Origin of the sequence: Eikenella corrodens, assembly GCF_003990355.1 — a bacterium.
GTDB classification, from domain to species: domain Bacteria; phylum Pseudomonadota; class Gammaproteobacteria; order Burkholderiales; family Neisseriaceae; genus Eikenella; species Eikenella corrodens_B.
This window is the reverse complement of record NZ_CP034670.1, coordinates 834,034-849,868: the sequence shown is the minus strand read 5'-3', so window position 1 is coordinate 849,868 and position 15,835 is coordinate 834,034. Positions and strand designations below refer to the sequence as shown.

Below are 15,835 nucleotides of genomic sequence, written 5' to 3'. Positions count from 1 at the left end.
GCTCTATGTTCGGTATTAGTGAAACGGTATTAGTGAAAACGGGGCGGAAGTATAGGGGAAGTGTTGGGTATCGGCATTTTTGCTTAGGTGCGGCTTGGGGCGGAAGGCTACCTGAAAATAAGTTTTAAGACAACACGTTTGAAAAACACCAACCAGCCCGCAAAAAAGCGTACTGGTAGTGCGATAAAAAAATACATAAATGAGAGAACGCCAATTCCTTTTGCAAAGAGAATATACTCTGCAAACCTAGTAATGCCGGCAATTAAAGCGTAGCTTATCAAAACCAGAAAGAATCCCATCACAATAGACCAGGCGCAAGCGCGGATAAAGCCCATGATACTGCGAATATTGGCAGGATCCTTATCCGAATTTCCCATCAGCTGCATCGGCTGCCACAATACATAAGAAAGTGCCGCCACAATGGGGACAAACAATACGCAACGGATAAAGTGATAAAAAAATAGGGTATTGCTGAACGGCGTTTGTATAAACTGAAATTCATCACCGAACTTCGCCTTCAATATGTGGTCTGTTTCCGAGTCTCCAAAATCCAAATAGAATAAATCCCAACCTTCATTAATTGGCGGCATATTTAAATGGCTCTTCACCCAATCGATACATGCCGTTACCCAATCGGGCTGCCATACCAAGGCCAGGTTTTTCATCCAGGCTTTGCAATAAAAAGCATCAAACAGCAGCACCATAAACAGAAAGCCCAGTGCCAAAATCTCGCTGCGCCGCATCAGGCGGCTGCTGCTTTCCTCCAAGTAAGCGGCGGCTTCCTCCCGGCTTTCCTCGTCTTGGATGACATCCAATATATCCTGAAATTTTTCCTCCTCGCGGAACAAGTAGGCGTCTTCCCCCAATATCAGCCGATACCAGAAATCGGGAAAACACACCGCCGCCCACAGGCAGACGCACCACAGGAAGTTGAGCAGCAGGTTGGAGGTGGTGTTGAGCCCGGAAACCTTGAAGCCCAAGGTGGCCACTCCGATAAAATACCAAACCAGATTAATCAGAAAATAGAAGAACAGGTTTTCTTCATACAAGTGGCTGGACGAGATCCAGTCTTGGACGGATTTTGGGGATGAGGGCATAATCGTTTGAAATAGAGTTGTTTGGAGTGAATATACCATATAGAAAAGGCTACCTGAAAATCCTGTTGCCAAGGTTTTCAGGTAGCCTTTATTGTTGGATACGCCGTTTTCGGTTAGTCCAAATATTTCAATTTGCCGCGGACATCGTCCAGCGTTTCATAGCCTTTTTCGGTCATGATGGCTTTCAGCTCTTCGGTGATGCGGGTAAAGGCGGGTACGCCTTCTTTATGCAGGGTGGTGCCCACCTGCACCATGCTGGCACCGCACAGGATGTGTTCGAAGGCATCGCGGCCGGTAAGCACGCCGCCGGTGCCGATGATGCGGATGGAAGGGTTGAGCCGCTGGTAGAAGGCGTGCACATTGGCCAGCGCCGTGGGCTTGATGTATTCGCCGCCGATGCCGCCGAAGCCGTTTTTGGGGCGGATGATCACGGTTTCGTCTTCCACATACAGGCCGTTGCCGACGGAATTGACGCAGTTCACAAATTTGAGCGGGAATTTGTTGAAAATGGTGGCGGCTTGGTCGAAGTGGACGATATCGAAATAGGGCGGCAGCTTGATGCCCAGCGGTTTGCTGAAATAGGCAAAGGCATCGCCGAGGATTTTTTCCGTGGTTTCAAAATCATAGGCAATCTGTGGCTTGCCCGGCACGTTGGGGCAGGAAAGATTGAGCTCGGTGAGGCCGCTAAATCCGCTCTCTTCCACTTTGCGCAGGAGGGTGTGGGTTTCGCTGGGCGACATGCCCACCAGGGAGAGGAAGAAGGTGCGGTTCGGCTCGCGGTTTTGCAGGTCGAGCAGGTAGTCGAGGTAGTAATCGATACCGTGGTTGGGCAGGCCCATGGAGTTGATGCTGCCCAGCGGCACGTTGCGGTAGCGCGGCTCGGGGTTGCCGGCGCGCGGCTCGAGGGTGGCGGTTTTGGTCACGAAGCTGCCGGCGGCGGAGTTTTTCACTTCTTCCAATTCGGCAATGCTCATGCAAGCCACGCCGGCGGCGTTCATGAGGCAGTTGTCAAACGAGAAACCGGCAATCTGGGTTTGGGTGCTGGGCATGGGAGCTCCTGGGTTGATGGTTGAACGGCGGCATTGTACACCGAACAGGAACAGGCCGCTTGCGGCAGGACAAATGAACGCGGCAGGCCGCCCCACAGGTTTTCAGGTAGCCTGCAATGGAACCGGCTGCCTGAAAACCTCAAAGGCTCGAACCGATAGTGGATTAAAAAAACCAGAACAAGGCGGCGGGCCGCAGACAGTATGGGCAATACGGCAAGGCGAGCCAACGCCGTACTGGTTTTTGCTAATCCACTATACCCTGTCGGCAAAGCTCTGCCGCCCCATAACCAAAGGCTACCTGAAATTTCAGGTAGCCTTTCTTTAGTTTCGCTCACCGCAGCAGGCTGCGTGTGTTTAAGCGTAATCGCGCAATTCGGGGTTGATGTCGGTTTGCGCCAGGTTGTTGGTGTAGTTGCACAGGGTGGCCAGTGCCACACCCATTACCACTTCGACCGATTGCTGTTTGTTGTAGCCCGCGTCTAGAAAGGCTTGCAGCTCGGCATCGGACACCGCGCCTTTTTTCGCCATCACGGCTTGGGTGAAGGCGGCCAGGGCAGCCAGTTTGGCATCGTCGAATTCGACGGGGTTCAGATGGCGCGAGGCTTGGATGGCTTTTTCGGAAAGCAGTTTTTTCAGCGTGGCGATTTTGGTGTGCCCGGCCACGCAGAAGCCGCACTCGTTGGTTTTGGCAGCAATAATCTGCACCACTTCCACCTCACCGGGAGTGAGGCTGTTGGCGGCATTGAGCTTGCCCACTTCCTGATAAAACGCCAGGGCTTCGGGCGCATTGGCCAACACGCCGATGAGGTTGGGGATAAAGCCGTTGGCCTTGAGCGCGGCTTCCACGCGCGGCTTGGCGGCTTCGGGAGCGGTTTCTACGGTGTGGACGGGAAGACGTGCCATGATTGGGTTCCTTTATGTGTGGTTGGGAAAGGCAGGATTGTAGCGGAAAGCGGGCTCTCGGCTAAATAACGGTTTGTGCGGATCGATAGAACTCAGAGGTATAAAGGCTACCTGAAAGCCGGGCTAACGTTTTATCTGCGTTGACGCTTCGCTTTCAGGTAGCCTTTTGCACATCTTGCCCGGGCTTAAAATGAGCGCAGGCGCGGGGAGAGCCAACTGTATGAATAGCAACAGAACCCGCCTGCGGCAACATAAAAGGCTACCTGAAAACAAACGCAGCTTCTATCCAGCCAAGTTTTTCAGGTAACCCCTAATCCGGCGCAATGCTTAAGCCAGCAAACCTTTCAGCTTGGCGGCAATTTCGCCTGCCGCCACCAGTTCGGTTTCGCCGCTGCGCCGCCCGGTGTATTCCACTTTGCCTTCTTTCAGGCCGCGGTCGCCGATGGCGATGCGGTGCGGGATGCCCAATAGTTCGCTGTCGGCCAGCAGCACGCCGGCGCGTTCGTCGCGGTCGTCGAGCAGCACGTCCACTCCGGCGGCGGTGAGTTCGGCGTAGATTTTATCGGCGGCCTCGCGCACGGCTTCGGATTTTTTGTAGTTCATTGGCACGATCACGGCTTGGAACGGCGCCATGGCGTTGGTCCAGATGATGCCGCGCTCATCATTGTTTTGCTCGATGGCGGCGGCCACGATGCGGGTGATGCCGATGCCGTAGCAGCCCATTTCCATGATTTGCGATTTGCCGTTGTTGTCCAAGAACGAGGCGTTCAGGGCGGCGGAATATTTGTCGCGCAGCTGGAACACGTGGCCGACTTCGATGCCGCGTGCGAGTTTCAGGTAGCCTTTGCCGTCTGGGCTGGGGTCGCCGTTGATCACGTTGCGGATGTCGGCAAATTCGGGCTCGGGGCAGTCGCGGCCGAAGTTGAAGCCGGTGTAGTGGTGGTCGTCTTCGTTGGCGCCGATCACGGTGTCGGCCAGTTTTTCCACGGCGAAGTCGGCATACACTTTGCCTTTGAAGCCCACCGGGCCGAGCGAGCCGCCGTTTGCGCCGAATTTTTCTTTAATGGCTTCGGGCGCAGCCATGGCCAACGGGCTTTTCACGCCGGGCAGTTTCTCGGCTTTGATGTCGTTGAATTCGTGGTCGCCGCGCAGCAGCAGCAATACGAGTTCGCCCTCTTCTTCGCCTTCCACCACGATGGATTTGAGCGTGCGCTCAATCGGAATCTGCAAAAATTCCACCAGCGCGGGAATGGTTTTCACGCCCGGGGTGTGCACTTTGGCAAGTTTTTCCTGAGCGGGGGCGCGCTCGCCGCTTTGGCGCAGGGTGGGGGCAAGCTCGATATTGGCGGCGAAATCGGATTCGCTGCTGTAGGCAATCACATCTTCGCCGCTTTCGGCCAACACTTGGAATTCGTGCGAGCCGGTGCCGCCGATGCTGCCGGTGTCGGCGGCCACGGGGCGGTAGTCGAGGCCCAGGCGGTCGAACACGCGGCAGTAGGCGTGATACATGGGCTGGTAGCCGTCGCGCACCAGGGATTCGTAGTCGGCGTGGAAGGAATAGGCATCTTTCATCACAAATTCGCGCGCGCGCATCACGCCGAAACGGGGGCGGCGTTCGTCGCGGAATTTGGTTTGGATGTGGTAGAAATTCTTGGGCAGCTGTTTGTAGCTGGTGATTTCTTTGCGCACGATATCGGTGATCAGCTCTTCGCAGGTGGGGCTGAAGCAGAAGGTGTTGTCGTGGCGGTCGGTGATGCGCAGCAGCTCGTCGCCGTAGAAATCCCAACGGCCGGATTCTTTCCACAAATCGGCCGGCTGGATAACGGGCATCAAAAGCTCGATAGCACCGGCGCGGTTCATCTCTTCGCGCACCACGGCCTCCACTTTGCGCAGCACGCGCAAGCCCATGGGCATCCAAGTGTAGAGGCCGGAGGCATTGGCCTTAATTAGCCCGGCGCGCAGCATGAGCTTATGACTGGCCAGCGCGGCTTCGGCAGGGGCTTCTTTGAGGGTGGAAATAAAGAACTGGGAGGCTTTCATGACGGGCTTTCTGCGGGATTAAGAATAAGCGGGGGATTGTATCAATGTTTCAGGCGGGCTGCAGCATGAGGCTACCTGAAAGCTGCGGTTTGGTTTTTCAGGTAGCCTGCAAGATAGGCTACCTGAAAAAGCTTGAGCGGAAGCACTCGGTTTCCCCTGCCTTGCTGCCAGCCATGCCAAGTATGCCAAGGCGGCTCGCGCGGCAGGAAGGAAGCGCTTCCGCTGTATTTGAGAATTTCAGGTAGCCTTTTGCCGTATCAACCGCCGGCCTTTTCCAACTGCCGCCGCATTTCGGCAATCACCGCTGCATAGTCGGGCTGATTGAAAATGGCGGAACCGGCCACGAAAGTATCGGCACCGGCGGCGGCAACTTCGGCGATATTGTCGGCCTTGATGCCGCCGTCCACCTCAATCAGGATGCGGCGGCCGCTTTCGGCGGCGTAGAGGTCGGTGAGCGAGCGCACCTGTTCGATTTTCTCCAGCGTGTGCGGAATAAATTTCTGCCCGCCAAAGCCGGGATTAACCGACATCAGCAGCACCACATCGAGCTTGTCTAACACGTGTTCCAACACATACACCGGCGTGGCGGGGTTGAGCACCAGCCCGGCGCGGCAGCCGCTGTCGCGAATCAGGCTCAGGCTGCGGTCGATATGGCGGCTGGCTTCGGGGTGGAAGGTGATGATATCCGCCCCGGCCTTGGCAAAAGCCTGAATCATTTCGTCCACCGGCTCCACCATCAAATGCACATCCAGCGGCACGGTGGCATAAGGCTTGAGCGCGGCGCACACCATCGACCCGAAAGTGAGGTTGGGCACGTAGTGGTTGTCCATCACATCAAAATGGATCCAGTCGGCCCCGGCGGCAATCACGCGCTGCACTTCTTCGCCCAAACGGGCGAAATCGGCAGATAAAATGCTCGGAGCGATACGGTAGTGGGTCATATTGGTGCTTTCTTCTATAAATGGGGCTATAATCAATCGCACATCGTGCCAAAAACGTAGTGTTTTCCACTACATTGTTGTTTACACAGGTTTACCAAGATTATACCGTGTTTCACGCCGTCATTCGTATACTGGCGGCAATAAATTTACTTGGTTCGATACTGAATCTAAAGAGTTAATCCCATGACTCCTCTCCCCCGCCGCCAAACCCTTTGCCGGATTGTGTTTTCCACCGTCCTGCTCACTGCCGGCAGCCTTGCCTTGGCCGACAGCCCCAACTGCGATATGCGCCAGCTTGCGCTCAGCAGCAGCCAACAAGAGCAGCTGCGCCAAGTGCGTGCCGAATACCGCCAACGGATGGACAACCTCGTGGTGCAATCGCGCAACCTGCGCCAATACACCACGCAGGCTTCCAACCTGGTGCTCTCCGGCCCGGTGTTTGATGAAAACATGGCACGGCATTATGTGAACGAAAAATACACCACGCAAATGCAGCGTGAAGTGGAAAACCTGCGCGCCCAACACGCCCTGCTGCAAATCCTCACGCCGCAGCAGCGGCAGGAATGGCGCAGGCATTGCCTGTATCAATAAAGCACCCTGCCCGATGGAAAGGCTACCTGAAAATTCAGGTAGCCTTTTGCATTTGCCCGCCCAGCCGTTTTTAAGCCCGGCATGGCTGAAATAGTTACTGCTTCATATAGTGGATTAACAAAAATCAGGACAAGGCGGCGAGCCGCAGACAGTACACACGTCATGGCAAGGCGGCGAGCCGCAGACAGTACACACGTCATGGCAAGGCGGGCCAAGGCTGCACTGGTTTTTGTTAATTCACTATAAAATCCCTCCGCCCTATTGCGGCAAGATTATGCCGCCATTAATATGCACACCGTTTTCCCCACCCTTCCAAAAGGACATTCCCATGAAGAAAACTTTACTGTTGGCCGCCATGCTGGCCGGTTTCTCCTCTTTTGCCGCAGCCGATACCCTGCCGCGCGAAATCTACCGCCCGCGCGGTGCGCAGGTGGTGAAGGCAGAAGCGCAAGACGATGGCGAATTTGAAGCCAAATTCCACCTGCGCGGCAACGACGTGCGACAGCTTGCACAACGCGTTATCAGCCATGCCCGCAGCCAAGGCTTCCGCCTGGTGGAATCCGAAATCAAACCCCACGATGCCGACCTTAAATTCCGGCGCGGCGATCAAGAATTGGATGTAGAGATCGAGCGCAAAGGCAACGGCCATATCGAATACAAAGCCGATTTGGATCGCGACCATTAAGCTGGCCGTTTGCCATAAAGGCTACCTGTGGTTTCAGGTAGCCTTTATTTTGCCCGGCGACAAGATTGGCTGTTTCCCCAATGCTTTGCAGCACATATTTCCAAACCGCTTAAAACATTGGCCGCCCCCTGCCCGGCAACGGCTACAGCATCCCGATGCCCGACACTTCACGCGCCAGCCGGGCGGCGGCGTTGTCGGTCATGCCGCCGACGAAATCGAGGATTTTCATGTAGGCGGTGTAAAGCGTGTCCTGCTCGTTCAACGGATCGTCGCGCAGCAGCTCCAAGGCCAGCGACTGGCGGGTGCCGATGTGCGCTTTGGTGAGGTAGGCGAAGGCGGCGGGTACGAGCAGGTTGAGAATCGAGCCGATGCAGGGAAAGGCGGCGATTTCGGTAATCAGCTTGCTTTGGTGGCGGAACACGCGGGTGCGCGCCAGTTCTTTGGCCCGCTCCAGCGAATCGCGCACTTCGGGCGTGCACACGCTGAGCAGGTCTTTGCCTTGGAAGCTGCCGGCGAGCAGGTCGGCATGGTGCAGCATAAAGGTTTGCGCCATGTCGTCGATGGCGCGGCCGATGGCCATGCCGCGCAGCATGGCGCAACGCTGGCGGGCGGATTGCTCCGGCCAGAGTTTGTCGATGTGCACCATGCCCTGCAATACGTTTTCCACTTCGCGGTCATCCAACAAGCCGAGCTCCACCGCGTCTTCCAAATCCAAGAGCGCGTAGCAGATGTCATCTGCCGCCTCCATCAGGTAGGACAGGGGGTGGCGGCTCCAATGGTGCGCGGCGGTTTCAGGTAGCCCCAATTCGGCGGCCACACATTCGATAAACGGCAGCTCGGTTTGATAAATATTGAATTTTTTCAAGCCTTGCGGTGCGGAAGTGGTCCACGGGTATTTGAGCAGTGCGCCGATGGAGGCGGCGGTAAGCCGCATGCCGCCGCGGTGGCGGTACATTTCGAGGTTGGAGAGGATGCGCAGGCTGTGGGCATTGCCTTCGTAGGTTTGCACGTCGCGCCGTTCGGCTTCGGCCAGGTGTTTCAGGTAGCCTGCGTGCTCGGGATTGCGGAACCAATCACGCAATGCCTCTTCGCCGGTGTGGCCGAAAGGCGGGTTGCCCATATCGTGCGCAAGGCAGGCCACCTGCACCACGGCGCCGATATCGGATGGCGTATTCTCCGGCGGCAGGAAACCGCCCTTGGCCAGCATCACGCCCACGCGGTTGCCCAGGCTGCGCCCCACGCTGGCCACTTCCACGCTGTGGGTGAGTCGGTTGTGGGTATGGTCGTGTTCGGCGAAAGGGTGCACCTGCGTTTTGCGCCCCAGCCGCCGGAACGAGCCGGAAAACACCACGCGGTCGTAATCGATGTGGAAATCGGTGCGTAGCGCATCCGCGCCTTCTTGGCTGGAGGGGGTAACGGTGGCCACCAGTTGGCCGTTCTCGGGCTTGAAACGCTTGGTGCTGAGCAGTTGCTGCCAGTTCATATCTGTCCTTTGGTTTGGCTGGATAAATTGAGGCTACCTGAAAACTAAGCCGTCGGTTTTCAGGTAGCCTATTTGCGCTTTAGCGCGTTACCGGTTTGTAACGGATACGTTTCGGTTTCGCGCCTTCTTCGCCGAGTCGGCGTTTCTTGTCGGCTTCGTATTCCTGATAGTTGCCGTCGAAGAACACCCATTTGGAATCGCCTTCGCAAGCCAAGATATGCGTAGCGATGCGGTCGAGGAACCAGCGGTCGTGCGAAATCACCATCACGCTGCCGGCAAATTCCAGCAATGCGTCTTCCAGCGCGCGCAGGGTTTCCACGTCGAGGTCGTTGGACGGTTCGTCCAGCAGCAAGACGTTGCCGCCGCTCAACAAAGTTTTTGCCAAGTGCAGCCTGCTGCGTTCGCCGCCGGAGAGCTGCCCCGCGATTTTGCTTTGGTCACTGCCTTTGAAGTTGAAGCGTCCCAAATATTGGCGGGCGGGGATTTCAAATTGCCCCACCTGCAAAATGTCGCGGCCTTCGGCGATGTTGTCGAACACGGTTTTGTCGTTTTGCAAACCTTCACGGCTTTGGTCAATCAGGCTCATTTTCACGGTTTGCCCGATTTTGACTTCACCGGAATCAGGCTGCTCTTTGCCCGAAATCATTTTAAACAGCGTGGATTTACCTGCGCCGTTCGGACCGATGATGCCGACAATCGCACCCGCAGGCACTTTGAAGCTCAAATCGTCAATCAACACTTTATCGCCGAACGATTTGGAAACGTTCACAAATTCAATCACTTCGTTACCCAAACGCTCGGCGACGGGGATGAAGATTTCCTGCGTTTCATTGCGTTTTTGGTATTCGTACTGGCTCATTTCTTCAAAACGCGCCAAGCGGGCTTTGGATTTGGCTTGGCGACCTTTGGCGTTTTGACGCACCCATTCCAATTCCTGCTTCATCGCTTTTACGCGGGCGGCTTCGGATTTGGCTTCGTTTTCCAAGCGTTTTTCCTTTTGTTCCAGCCACGAAGAATAATTGCCTTTCCACGGAATGCCGTGCCCGCGGTCAAGCTCCAAAATCCATTCGGCGGCGTTATCCAAGAAATAGCGGTCGTGCGTTACGGCGACCACTGTGCCGGGGAAACGCACGAGGAATTGTTCCAGCCACTCCACCGATTCTGCGTCCAAGTGGTTGGTCGGCTCGTCCAGCAGCAGCATATCGGGTTTGCTCAACAGCAGTTTGCACAGGGCGACACGGCGTTTTTCGCCGCCCGAGAGTACGCCGATTTTCGCATCCCAATCGGGCAGGCGCAGCGCGTCGGCGGCGATTTCCAACTCGTGTTCCGCGCCGCCGCCCGTGCTGCTGCCCGCCGCGATAATGGCTTCCAAGCGGCCCTGCTCTTCCGCCAGCGCGTCAAAATCCGCATCGGGATTGGCGTACTCGGCATACACTTCTTCCAAACGTTTCTGCGCCGCCGCCACTTCGCCCAAACCGCTTTCCACTTCCTCGCGCACGGTTTTTTCAGGATCAAGCTCCGGCTCTTGCGGTAGGTAGCCGATTTTGATGCCGCCCATCGGCACGGCTTCGCCCTCAAACTCCTTATCCACACCCGCCATAATCCGCAGAACAGTGGACTTACCCGCGCCGTTCAAACCGAGCAGGCCGATTTTTGCGCCGGGGAAGAAGGAAAGGGAAATATCTTTAATGATGGTTTTCTGCGGCGGCACAACCTTGCTCACGCGCAGCATGGAATAGACGTATTGCGACATAACAACTCCTCGAAAATAGGGGGAAACAGGCAAATAGGTAAATGCCGCCGATTCTAACCGAAAAAAGCATTTCAGGCAGCCGAAAGGCTACCTGAAAATGGTAGAACGGATATAGTGGATTAACAAAAATCAGGACAAGGCAGCGAGCCGCAGACAGTACACACGTTACGGCAAGGCGAGCCAACGCTGTACTGGTTTTTGTTAATTCACTATATTTTCAGGTAGCCTCCTATGTCTGCCTGAGGCTACCTGAATTTGAGACTCGTGGTATGGTTCTAGAGAACTTGGCTTTTATGGCCTAAAATGCGTATTTTTTTATACTGCGTCGACTTCCCCCTTCATACTGTCTTTACCACCCGCCTTGCCTAATTTCGTTAACCAACCATAATTATTTCGCTATAACCCTCATCTCGGTTGCCATAAAACCACGTTGCCACCATATTTTTATCACACCAACTTGCCAAATACACCCAATATAGGCATAATCCACATTCTTTCGCCGGTGTAGCTCAGTTGGTAGAGCACCTGACTTGTAATCAGGGGGTCGCGAGTTCGATTCCTGCCGCCGGCACCAATATTCTAATCGCAAATCAGCTAGTTAAGTTGGTTTGCGATTTTTCTTGTCTATAATATTTTCTTAAACTTTGTGTAAATATCGGGCTATGGCCAACATGGGCTGCCTAATAGGCAAAAATAGATCATAAAATATAGTGGATTAACAAAAATCAGAACAGGGCGGCGAGCCGCAGACAGTACACACGTTACGGCAAGGCGAGACAACGCTGTACTGGTTTTTGTTAATTCGCTATATCAGGGAATCCTCAGCAAAGAATAATCCATCACTCCCACAGCTTGGTGCCCTAATCCATTCCACCAAGAATAGGTTCTTTTTAATCCACTATAACTCACCCATCTGCCCAAGCAAACAAAAATCTGCCTCAAAAGAGGCAGGTTTTACATTGAGAACCAACTAGCTTAATCAGCCTGGCGGCGGATTACTGCCGGAATTTCAAAATCATCCAACACAGATTGGTTGGCAAAATCAGAAGCAGCCAAATTCATGGTACGGGCAGTACGGCCGGAGCGGATAACGCTGTCGATTTCCGGGAATCCGCCGTCTGTTCCGGTGGCTTGGGCAGATTTCACCATACGCAGATTGCTGCTCTGGCTGTTGTCGCCCTGCTCTTTCAGGCCGGTGGCAATAATGGTTACGCGGATTTCGCCTTCCGCCATGGCTGCGTCTTCAGCTGTACCATATTTCAGCTCTGCATCGGGATGAGCATATTCGCTCACTACCGACATGATTTCTTTGTACTCTTTCATGGTCAGGCCATCAGGGGCGGTAGTGATGTTCACCAGCACGCCACGCGCGCCTTCCAGCGTTACATTGTCCAGCAGCGGGCTGGCAATTGCCTGTTCGGTAGCCAAACGGGCACGGTCAATGCCTTGTGCGAAACCGGAACCCATCATGGCCATGCCCATGATGCCCATTACGTTGCGTACGTCGGCGAAGTCCAAGTTGATCATACCGGGGCAGGTAATCACTTCGGCAATGCCGGCTACGGCGTTACGCAACACGTTGTCGGCCGCACGGAATGCTTGGCGCACAGTTACATCTTCGCCCAAGGCGGTCATCAGCTTGTCGTTCGGGATAACGATGAGCGAGTCTACTTGGTTTTTCAGGGTTTCCAAACCGTCTTTGGCGATCTGGATACGCTTGCCTTCGTGCTCGAACGGGCGGGTAACCACAGCCACGGTCAGAATACCCAATTCACGGGCAATCTCGGCCACTACCGGAGCAGCACCAGTGCCAGTACCGCCGCCCATACCGGTGGTAATGAACAGCATATTGGCGCCTTGAATGGCGTCGGCGATGGTTTCACGGTCTTCCAGAGCGGCATTGCGGCCGGTTTCCGGATTGGCGCCGGCACCCAAACCTTTGGTCAAATTAGTACCCAACTGGATACGTTTAGGCGCTTTACTGCCCTGCAAAGATTGGGCATCGGTGTTGGCACTGATAAACTCAACACCTTGAACTGTGTTGTCTATCATATTGTTAATGGCATTACAGCCACCACCGCCAATACCGATAACTTTAATGACTGCCGGACTGGCTGCGGATTCGACAACATCATAAACCAACTGCATTTAACACTCCTTTTGCGCCCCGGAAGGCTACCTGAAAACTGAAATCGCCCGTATTATAAAGGTTTGAACGGATTTTGTGTGCAAGAATAAGCAAAAAGCCTAGAAATTGTTTTTCAGCCACTCTTTGAGGCGGTAGAAAACAGAATCTCCCTCTGCAGCCTGCCGCACAGTGTTATGCGTGCCATGTTGGCTGCTGTATTCGGCAGCGGTTTGCAGCAGGCCGATGGCAGTGGCGTAGCGCGGGTTGCGGATACGCTCTGACAAGCCGCCCATTTCCTTCGGCACACCGACACGGGCAGGCAGGTTGAACACGTCTTCAGCCAGCTCTACCACACCGGAAAGCAACGATGCGCCGCCGGTAAGCACCACGCCGGAGGTGAGCACTTCTTCGGGGAAACCGGAACGGTGCAGTTCATTGCGGGTCAGTTCCAAAATTTCTTCCACGCGCGGGCCGATAACGCTGGCCAACACACGGCGTGAAATCTGGCGCGGGCTGCGGTCGCCCACGCTGGGCACTTCAATCATTTCATCCAAGCCATCGCCGGTAGCCAAGGCCACGCCATGGTTGATTTTGATGTATTCGGCGGCGTTATAGGGGGTGCGCAGGGCTTGTGCCAAATCGCGGGTAATCAAGTCGCCGGCCACCGGGATCACGGCGGTGTGGCGGATCGCGCCGTTGGTGTACACGGCGATATCGGTCGTGCCGCCGCCGATATCGATGACGCATACGCCCAGTTCTTTCTCGTCTTCAGTCAGCACGGCACGACCGCTGGCCAAGGGCTGCAGAATCATGTTGTCGATGTGCAGGCCGCAGCGTTCGATACATTTTTGAATGTTCTGCATGGCGGTTACCGCACCGGTTACGATATGAATGCGCGTATCCAGCCGCACGCCGCTCATGCCAATGGGCTCGCGCACACCGGGCTGGTTATCAATAATATATTCCTGCACCACGGTGTGCAGAATCTGGTGATCCGGCGGAATGTTTACGGCTTTGGCGGTTTCGATGGCACGGTCGATGTCGGCCTGCGTGACTTCACCCTCCTTGATTTTCACCACACCTTGCGAATTCATGCTGCGGATATGGTTGCCGGCAATGCCGGTTACCACGCTGCCGATTTGGCAATCGGCCATCAACTGGGCTTCTTCCATAGCTTGGGTAATGGCTTGGGCGGTGGCATCGATGTTGGTTACCATGCCGGCCTTCAGGCCGTGCGACGGCGCTTGGCCAAAGCCGATGATGTGGATTTCTTTGTCGTCGTCTTGCACTTCGCCGATCAAAACGATGGTTTTCGAGGTACCGATGTCCAGTGCGCCCACCAGTTGTTTGTTGTTTGACATAACTCTGTCTCGCTTATTGTTGAAATGGTTGTTTATAGCTAAAACACTTATTTCTTTTCTACTGCGTTAACCCGCTTTGCGTATGTGCATACCATCTACGGCTCGCCGTCTTGTAGAAAATAATTGCTTCAGTCATGCCCGCCTGATTGCGGTTGTTGCTTGCTGTTGTTGTCTTCATTTGCCGCGCCCTGTTTGTAGCGCACGGCAAAGCCGTCTTTATAGCGCAAATCCACGTATTGTACGTCGGCTGCGCGTTCTTTCAAGATTTCGTGCCATGCCCGCACAAAGCGGCGCAGGCGATCTTGCGCATCAGCACGACCCAGATGCAGCCGGATGCCGTTTTCCAAAGTCAGCTCCCGAGAGGAACGCGAACTGTAGTCCATGCGGCTGATTTTCAGGTTAGTCGGCGCCAAGATGGCTTGGAACTCAATGAATTCCTCCACCATCATTTTACGCATTCCCGGCGTGCCTGCAAATACGGGGAAGTTTTCGTCGGTGGGCGCATCAAATCCTTTGCCTTCGCTATCCACCAGCCCGCCGCCTTCCCAGCGCGCCACCGGCTGCCGCTCTTCCACCCGGATTTGCACCGTATCCGGCCAAATTCGCCGCACCTCCACCTTGTCCACCCAAGGCAGCGTTTCAAACGCCTGCCGTGCTTCGTTCAAATCGGCTTTGAATATATTGCCGCGGATGTGGCGTTGGGCGGTTTGTTGCAGCTGGGCGGCACTTAAGCGGTGCAGGTCGCCATCGATTTTCACCAGTTTCACCGGGAAATACGGCGAATTCATCATCCACATCACCGCCGCCGCAATCAGGCCGACAGCAGCCAGAAGATAGAGGCTGCTGTTGATGCGTTTGAGCGCGCCAGCGTTATCCCAAAGTCGCATGGCTCAATACTTCAACGCATAAATCGGCAAAATCCAGGCCGGTTTGCGCGGCGGCTTTTGGCACCAGGCTGTGGCTGGTCATACCGGGCACAGTGTTGATTTCCAACAAATAAAGTTTTCCGCTTTGGCTGCGCAGGAAATCCACCCTGCCCCAGCCGCGCCCGCCGATGGCTTCAAAGCCCGCTTTGGCCAGACGGCGGATTTCTGCCTCGCCAGCTGCATCCAGATCGCTGGGGCATTGGTATACCGTGTCGTCGCGGAAATACTTGGCGTCGTAATCGTAAAACTCGGTGGCCGGGATGATGCGGATGCTGGGCAGTGCCTGTTGGCCGAGCACGGCGCAAGTGTATTCGCCGCCGTCGATAAAGCGTTCGGCGATGATTTCGCCGTGCAGATGGCGTTCGCGCAACTCGCGGTACACTTTCGGCAGTTCGCCCGCCTGCTTCACTTTCACCACGCCCACGCTGCTGCCTTCAGCTGCGGGCTTCACAAACATCGGCAGGCCGAGCTCCGCTTCCACGGTGGCAAAATCAGTATCATCTTGCAACACGGCAAAATCGGGCACGGGCAGGCCGAGTGCCTGCCAAATCAGTTTGCAGCGGTATTTGTCCATGCCCAGCGCGGAGGCGGCCATGCCGCAGCCGGTATAGGGGATGCCGATGGAATCAAGTAGCGCCTGCACGGTGCCGTCTTCGCCATAAGTGCCGTGCAACACGTTGAAGGCTACCTGAAAACCCTGCGCTTTCAATTGCAGGATGTCTTGTTCTTTCGGGTCGAACCGGTGGGCATCGATGCCCCGGCTCTGCAAGGCGGCCAATACGGCCGCGCCGCTATCGAGCGATACTTCGCGCTCGCTGGAAAATCCGCCGTTCAATACGGCCACTTTGCCAAACTGCTTGTTCATTTGCTTTGCTTCT

The 15,835-nt window shown here is 55.3% G+C and carries 13 protein-coding genes and 1 tRNA gene; 3 read left to right on the top strand and 11 right to left on the bottom strand.

What is annotated here, in order from left to right:
* Positions 1-107 precede the first annotated feature (107 nt).
* From ELB75_RS04310 to rpe, 5 genes are all read right to left on the bottom strand, one after another.
* Entirely contained in the window at positions 108-1,097 is a 990-nt protein-coding gene (locus ELB75_RS04310; RefSeq protein ID WP_206501491.1) for a hypothetical protein, read from the bottom strand.
* A 113-nt stretch (positions 1,098-1,210) separates the two neighbouring features.
* Positions 1,211-2,146, bottom strand: a complete 936-nt coding sequence (locus tag ELB75_RS04305) for a dihydroorotate oxidase (protein ID WP_126982863.1) — start codon at positions 2,144-2,146, stop codon at positions 1,211-1,213.
* A gap of 354 nt (positions 2,147-2,500) precedes the next feature.
* Complete coding sequence (locus ELB75_RS04300) at positions 2,501-3,049, bottom strand: carboxymuconolactone decarboxylase family protein (protein WP_126982862.1); 549 nt, start codon at positions 3,047-3,049, stop codon at positions 2,501-2,503.
* Between the two features lie 327 nt (positions 3,050-3,376).
* Positions 3,377-5,089, bottom strand: coding sequence for a proline--tRNA ligase (locus tag ELB75_RS04295; RefSeq protein ID WP_126982861.1), 1,713 nt, complete (start codon positions 5,087-5,089; stop codon positions 3,377-3,379).
* A 257-nt stretch (positions 5,090-5,346) separates the two neighbouring features.
* Complete coding sequence (rpe, locus tag ELB75_RS04290; protein ID WP_126982860.1) at positions 5,347-6,030, bottom strand: ribulose-phosphate 3-epimerase; 684 nt, start codon at positions 6,028-6,030, stop codon at positions 5,347-5,349.
* Between the two features lie 183 nt (positions 6,031-6,213).
* On the opposite strand from rpe, the gene ELB75_RS04285 reads away from it, so the two are divergent.
* Both ELB75_RS04285 and ELB75_RS04280 read left to right on the top strand, forming a co-directional pair.
* The gene (locus ELB75_RS04285) at positions 6,214-6,621 is read left to right on the top strand and encodes a Spy/CpxP family protein refolding chaperone (RefSeq protein WP_126982859.1); all 408 of its coding nucleotides are present in this window, start codon (positions 6,214-6,216) and stop codon (positions 6,619-6,621) included.
* 322 nt (positions 6,622-6,943) lie between these two features.
* Positions 6,944-7,306: a hypothetical protein gene (locus ELB75_RS04280; RefSeq protein WP_126984200.1), complete on the top strand. Its 363-nt coding sequence runs from the start codon at positions 6,944-6,946 to the stop codon at positions 7,304-7,306.
* Positions 7,307-7,448: 142 nt separating this feature from the next.
* Here the strand turns inward: ELB75_RS04280 and ELB75_RS04275 are convergent, their stop codons facing one another.
* Positions 7,449-8,789: a deoxyguanosinetriphosphate triphosphohydrolase gene (locus ELB75_RS04275; protein WP_126982858.1), complete on the bottom strand. Its 1,341-nt coding sequence runs from the start codon at positions 8,787-8,789 to the stop codon at positions 7,449-7,451.
* A 79-nt stretch (positions 8,790-8,868) separates the two neighbouring features.
* Positions 8,869-10,542 (bottom strand): energy-dependent translational throttle protein EttA, encoded by a 1,674-nt coding sequence (ettA, locus tag ELB75_RS04270; protein ID WP_126982857.1) that lies wholly within the window; start codon positions 10,540-10,542, stop codon positions 8,869-8,871.
* A 498-nt stretch (positions 10,543-11,040) separates the two neighbouring features.
* Between ettA and ELB75_RS04265 the strand changes: the two genes are divergently transcribed.
* Positions 11,041-11,116 (top strand) — tRNA-Thr (locus ELB75_RS04265).
* A gap of 401 nt (positions 11,117-11,517) precedes the next feature.
* On the opposite strand, the gene ftsZ is transcribed toward ELB75_RS04265, so the two are convergent.
* The 4 genes from ftsZ to ELB75_RS04245 form a co-directional block, all read right to left on the bottom strand.
* Positions 11,518-12,690 carry a cell division protein FtsZ gene (gene ftsZ / locus ELB75_RS04260; RefSeq protein ID WP_126982856.1) on the bottom strand — a complete coding sequence of 391 codons (1,173 nt, stop codon included), beginning with the start codon at positions 12,688-12,690 and terminating at the stop codon, positions 11,518-11,520.
* Between the two features lie 99 nt (positions 12,691-12,789).
* The gene (gene ftsA / locus ELB75_RS04255; RefSeq protein WP_126982855.1) at positions 12,790-14,031 is read right to left on the bottom strand and encodes a cell division protein FtsA; all 1,242 of its coding nucleotides are present in this window, start codon (positions 14,029-14,031) and stop codon (positions 12,790-12,792) included.
* 128 nt (positions 14,032-14,159) lie between these two features.
* Positions 14,160-14,918 (bottom strand): cell division protein FtsQ/DivIB, encoded by a 759-nt coding sequence (locus ELB75_RS04250; protein ID WP_126982854.1) that lies wholly within the window; start codon positions 14,916-14,918, stop codon positions 14,160-14,162.
* Entirely contained in the window at positions 14,902-15,822 is a 921-nt protein-coding gene (locus ELB75_RS04245; protein ID WP_164726800.1) for a D-alanine--D-alanine ligase, read from the bottom strand. Before ELB75_RS04245 ends, ELB75_RS04250 begins: the two co-directional genes overlap by 17 nt.
* Positions 15,823-15,835 lie beyond the last annotated feature (13 nt).

What these genes read in the sequence shown, in the direction of transcription:
- ELB75_RS04310 (WP_206501491.1), bottom strand. Translation starts at nt 1,097, where the DNA reads ATGCCCTCATCCCCAAAATCCGTCCAAGACTGGATCTCGTCCAGCCAC.
- ELB75_RS04305 (WP_126982863.1), bottom strand. Translation starts at nt 2,146, where the DNA reads ATGCCCAGCACCCAAACCCAGATTGCCGGTTTCTCGTTTGACAACTGC.
- ELB75_RS04300 (WP_126982862.1), bottom strand. Translation starts at nt 3,049, where the DNA reads ATGGCACGTCTTCCCGTCCACACCGTAGAAACCGCTCCCGAAGCCGCC.
- ELB75_RS04295 (WP_126982861.1), bottom strand. Translation starts at nt 5,089, where the DNA reads ATGAAAGCCTCCCAGTTCTTTATTTCCACCCTCAAAGAAGCCCCTGCC.
- rpe (WP_126982860.1), bottom strand. Translation starts at nt 6,030, where the DNA reads ATGACCCACTACCGTATCGCTCCGAGCATTTTATCTGCCGATTTCGCC.
- ELB75_RS04285 (WP_126982859.1), top strand. Translation starts at nt 6,214, where the DNA reads ATGACTCCTCTCCCCCGCCGCCAAACCCTTTGCCGGATTGTGTTTTCC.
- ELB75_RS04275 (WP_126982858.1), bottom strand. Translation starts at nt 8,789, where the DNA reads ATGAACTGGCAGCAACTGCTCAGCACCAAGCGTTTCAAGCCCGAGAAC.
- ettA (WP_126982857.1), bottom strand. Translation starts at nt 10,542, where the DNA reads ATGTCGCAATACGTCTATTCCATGCTGCGCGTGAGCAAGGTTGTGCCG.
- ftsZ (WP_126982856.1), bottom strand. Translation starts at nt 12,690, where the DNA reads ATGCAGTTGGTTTATGATGTTGTCGAATCCGCAGCCAGTCCGGCAGTC.
- ftsA (WP_126982855.1), bottom strand. Translation starts at nt 14,031, where the DNA reads ATGTCAAACAACAAACAACTGGTGGGCGCACTGGACATCGGTACCTCG.
- ELB75_RS04250 (WP_126982854.1), bottom strand. Translation starts at nt 14,918, where the DNA reads ATGCGACTTTGGGATAACGCTGGCGCGCTCAAACGCATCAACAGCAGC.
- ELB75_RS04245 (WP_164726800.1), bottom strand. Translation starts at nt 15,822, where the DNA reads ATGAACAAGCAGTTTGGCAAAGTGGCCGTATTGAACGGCGGATTTTCC.